The organism is Plantactinospora solaniradicis (assembly GCF_042658085.1).
Lineage (GTDB): Bacteria > Actinomycetota > Actinomycetes > Mycobacteriales > Micromonosporaceae > Plantactinospora > Plantactinospora solaniradicis.
Genome location: NZ_JBHSPR010000122.1, coordinates 215 through 4,904 on the forward strand (window position 1 = coordinate 215; position 4,690 = coordinate 4,904).

Below are 4,690 nucleotides of genomic sequence, written 5' to 3' on the forward strand. Positions count from 1 at the left end.
GTCGACACCACGGTCCAACACGACCGCCACCACCGACTCCGGCCCGATCCCCAACCCACGCAGATGACCGGCCAACCGACCAGCCCGCTCATCCAACTCCGCGTACGACAGCTCGACACCATCGGCGGCCACCGCAACCGCGTCCGGCGTCTCCGACACCCAACGCCCGAACAACTCCACCACCGACCCCGCCGACACCGGCACCGCCGTGTCGTTCCACTGCCGGAGGATCCGAGCCTCTTCGTCGGCGTCGAGCACACCTACCGCGTGCAGCCGCACCTCGGGGGCGTCGGTGACGATCTCCAGCACGCGGGTCCACCAGGTCGCGAACCGCCGCGCGGTCGCGTGGTCGAACAGGTCCGCCGCCGCGATCATCGACCCACGGAGCCCGGCCGGCTGCCCCTCGGCATCGAACACCTCGCCGACCATGACGTCCAGGTCGCATCGGGCCGAGGCGTCGGCCTGGCTGCCCAGGGCGGAGCCTTGGGTGCCGGCCTCGGTGCCGGGCAGGTGCCACGCTTCCCGCCCGGCGTTCTGCACGGTCAACACCACCTGGAACAGCGGGTGGCGGGCCAGCGACCGGGTCGGCGCCAGCTCCTCGACCAACCGCTCGAACGGCACGTCCTGGTGCGCCAGGGCGCTCAGGGTCGTCTCCCGCACCCGGCCGAGGACCTGCCGGAACTCCGGGTCGCCGGACAGGTCGGTGCGGATCACGGTCGCGTTGATGAAGAACCCGACGAGGTCGTTCAGGGCATCGTCGATGCGCCCGGCGAAGGGCGATCCGATCGGGACGTCGGTGCCCGCGCCCACCCGCGACAGCAGCACCGCGAGGGTCGCCTGCAACACCATGAAGGAGGTCACGCCCTCGTCGCGGGCCAGTTTCACGAGACGCCGGTGCACGTCCGCCGGCACTTGCAGGGGCACGCGATGCCCGCGGTAGCTGCCCACCGCAGGGCGCGGCCGGTCATGCGGGAGGGGCAGTTCTTCCGGTACGCCGTCCAGCGCCCGTCGCCAGTAGTTCACCTGCGCTGGCAGGAGGCTCGCCGGGTCGTCCTCGCTGCCGAGCAGCTCTCGCTGCCACAGCGCGTAGTCCGCGTACTGCACCGGCAGCGGCGCCCAGTCCGGGCTCTCCCCGCGCAGCCGAGCCACGTACGCCGTCGCGACGTCCCGCAGCAGCGGACCACGCGACAACCCGTCACTGGCGATGTGATGCACCACCAGAACCAGAATGTTCTCCCGGTTGGCGGCTTTGCACAGCCGCGCGCGGATCGGCGCCTCTGCCGACAGGTCGAATGCGTACCGCGTCGCCCGCTCAATGGCACCGGACACTTCTCCGGGCGTCACCGGTACCGTCTCGAGACTCCAGGCCAGGTCGTCGACGTCCAGGATCCGCTGATAGGGCTCGCCGTCGGCGGAGGGGAAGATGGTACGCAGCGACTCGTGCCGGCCGATGACGTCGAGGAACGCCGCTTCGAGCGCGGCCCCGTCGATCTCGCCGGTGAGCCGCAGCACGATCGGGATGTTGTAGGTCGGACTCGGTCCTTCCAGCTGTGCCAGGAACCACAGGCGCCGCTGCGCGAACGAGAGCGGAATCCGGTCGGGCCGCTGGGTCACCGCCCGGAGCAGCGGCCGTGGCCGGTCGGGGTCCTCGTCGTTGAGCCGTGCTGCCAGGGCAGCGACCGTGGGTGCCTCGAACAGCACGCGCAAGGGCAGCTCGACACCGAGCACGGTACGCACCCGCGACACCAGCCGCACCGCGAGCAGGGAATGGCCGCCGAGCTCGAAGAAGTTGTCGTCGACGCCGACGTCCTCCCGGCCGAGCACGTGGGCGAACACCGCGCACAGCAGTTCCTCGTGCACCGTGGCCGGTCCGCGGTCGGTGCCGCCGGTGGGTTCGAGGTCGGGCAGGGCTTCGCGGTCGAGTTTGCCGCTTCCGGTCAACGGCAACTCCGGCATCAGCAGGAACGCGGCCGGCACCATGTACTCCGGCAGGCGCTGCCGCGCCACCGTCTGCAACTGCTCCGCGGTGACATCACCGACGACATAGGCGATCAGCCGGTCCTCCCGGGCGATCACGGCCGCCTGCCGGACGCCCGGGTACCCGAGCAGTGCATGCTCGATCTCACCCGGCTCGATCCGGAACCCGCGGATCTTCAGCTGCTCATCCGCACGGCCGACGAACACCAGCTGCCCGTCCGCCGACCGCTTCACCAGGTCACCGGTGCGGTACATCCGCTCCCCCGACCCGAACGGGCATGCCACGAACCGCTCGCCCGTCAGCCGTGGCCGGTTGATGTAGCCGCGCGCCACTCCGGCGCCGGCTACGTACAGCTCACCGGTGACCCCAACCGGCACCGGGTTCAGGGCGTCGTCCAGGACGTACAGGCGGCTGTTGGCGATCGGTCGGCCGAACGGCACCGGCCCCGGACGCTCGGCGTCCACCACACCCGCAGCGGTGATCACCGTCGACTCCGTCGGACCGTACGTGTGAATCAGCCGCCGCCCCGGCGTCCACGACTTCGCCGCCGCCTCGCTCAACGCCTCCGCGCCGACCCGCAACGTACGCACCGATGCCAGATCATCCGGCTCCAGCACGTGCAGCAGCGACGGCACCACGCTGGCCACCTGCACCGCTACCTCGCGCAACAACCGCGGTTCCGACCGCTGCTGCGCAGTGGCGACCACCAACGTCGCCCCCGAGGCCAGCGCCACCGCCACATCCAGCACCGAAACGTCGAAACTGAACGACGCGAACTGCAACATCGACACACCCGGACCGGCACCCAGCAGCGGCCCGAACACCGAGACCAGATTCGTCAGCGAGCCGTGCGAGAGCGCGACACCCTTCGGCACACCGGTCGACCCCGACGTGTAGATCACATATGCCAGACCGCCGGATTCCACGGCGATCTCCGGCACCATCGCACGCTCGGTCGCCTCCTGCGGATGTACGACCGGCACGCCGACGTCGACACCCGGGTCCTCCGCCGCCAGGAGGAGGCGGGCCCCGCTGTCGGCGAGGATGAATGCGATCCGCTCCACCGGGTACTCCGGATCGACCGGCACGTACGCCGCCCCGGCCTTCCACACCCCCAGAATCCCGACGAGCATCGCGACGCCACGCGGCAGGCACAGCCCGACCACCGACTCCGGTCCGATGTCGCGGGACCGTAGCGAGCCCGCCAACCGGCCGGCCAGCTCATCCAACTTCGCATAGGTCAGCTCGACACCATCGGCGGTCACCGCCACCGCGTCCGGCGTTTCGGTCACCCACCGGCCGAACTGCTGCAACACCGACTGGTCAGAGACCGGCGTCGCGGTGTCGTTCCAGCCCCGGACCACCAGGTCCCGCTCATCGGCATCCAGCACATCCACCGCGTGCAACCGCACCTGAGGCGACGTGGTCACCGCATCCAGAACCCGGATCCAGCGCTGGACCAGCCGGTCGACGGAGTCCCGGTCGAACAGGTCGGCGGCGGCGGTCATGACGCCCCGCAACCCGGCCGGGTGGCCCTGCTCGTCGAACGTCTCGCGGAGCGTCGCGTCGAGATCGAACCGCGCCGGGGCCCAGCCGGTGACGTCGGCGGGCAGGTCGGCCGCGGCGGAACGCAAGCCGAGCAGGCTCAGGTCGGCCCGCTCGGTGTTCTGCAGGGTGAGCAGCACCTGGAACAACGGGTGGCGGGCCAGCGAGCGGGCCGGGGCGAGTTCCTCGACAAGGCGCTCGAAGGGCACGTCCTGGTGTTCCAGGGCGCTCAGGGTGGTCTCCCGGACCCGGGCCAGGATCTCCCGGAACTCCGGGTCGCCCGACAGATCCGTACGGATCACCAGGCTGTTGACGAAGAACCCGACGAGTTCGTCCAGGGCCTCGTCCGTACGCCCGGCGACCGCCGAGCCGATCGGGATGTCCGTGCCGGCGCCCAGTCGGGACAGCAGCACCGCCAGCGCGGCCTGGAGCACCATGAACGGGGTCACGCCCGCGTCCCGCGCCACTTCCACGAGACGCTGGTGCACCTCGGCCGGCACCTGGACCGGAACCCGGTGACCGCGATGGCTGGCCACCGCCGGGCGCGGGTGATCCACCGGCAGGTTCAGCTCCTCGGGAGCGCCGGCCAGCGCCTCGCGCCAGTAGTCCACCTGGACCGACAACAGGCTGTCCGGGTCGTCCTCGCCACCGAGCAGATCCCGCTGCCACAACGCATAATCCGCGTACTGCACCGGCAACGGCGTCCACTCCGGGGCCTCGCCGCGGAGCCGGCTGGCGTACGCCGTGGAGAGTTCCCGGGCCAATGCGGGGAGCGACCAGCCGTCACCGGCGATGTGGTGGATCACCAGGATCAGCAGGTGTTCGTCCGGTCCGCTGCTAACCAAGGACGCCCGGATCGGCACCTCTGTCGACAGGTCGAACGCGTACCGCGTCGCCTGCACGACGACGTCTGCCTGGTCCCCGGCGGCGACCTCGCTGGCCGGCAGGCTCCACCGCAGGTCGGCGGGATCCAGAACCTGCTGGTAGGGCTCGCCGTCGGCCGACGGGAAGATGGTGCGCAACGATTCGTGCCGGCCGATGACGTCGAGGAACGCCGCTTCGAAGGCAGCCGCATCGATCTCGCCGGACAGTCGTAGCACGGCCGGGATGTTGTAGGTGGGGCTCGGGCCTTCCAGTTGTGCCAGGAACCACAACCGGCGCTGGGCG

At 70.7% G+C, this 4,690-nt stretch carries 1 protein-coding gene; it reads right to left on the reverse strand.

Annotated features, from left to right (window positions below):
• The coding region (locus ACFP2T_RS47540) for an amino acid adenylation domain-containing protein (protein ID WP_377434596.1) at positions 1-4,690 on the reverse strand (4,690 nt) is incomplete at both ends.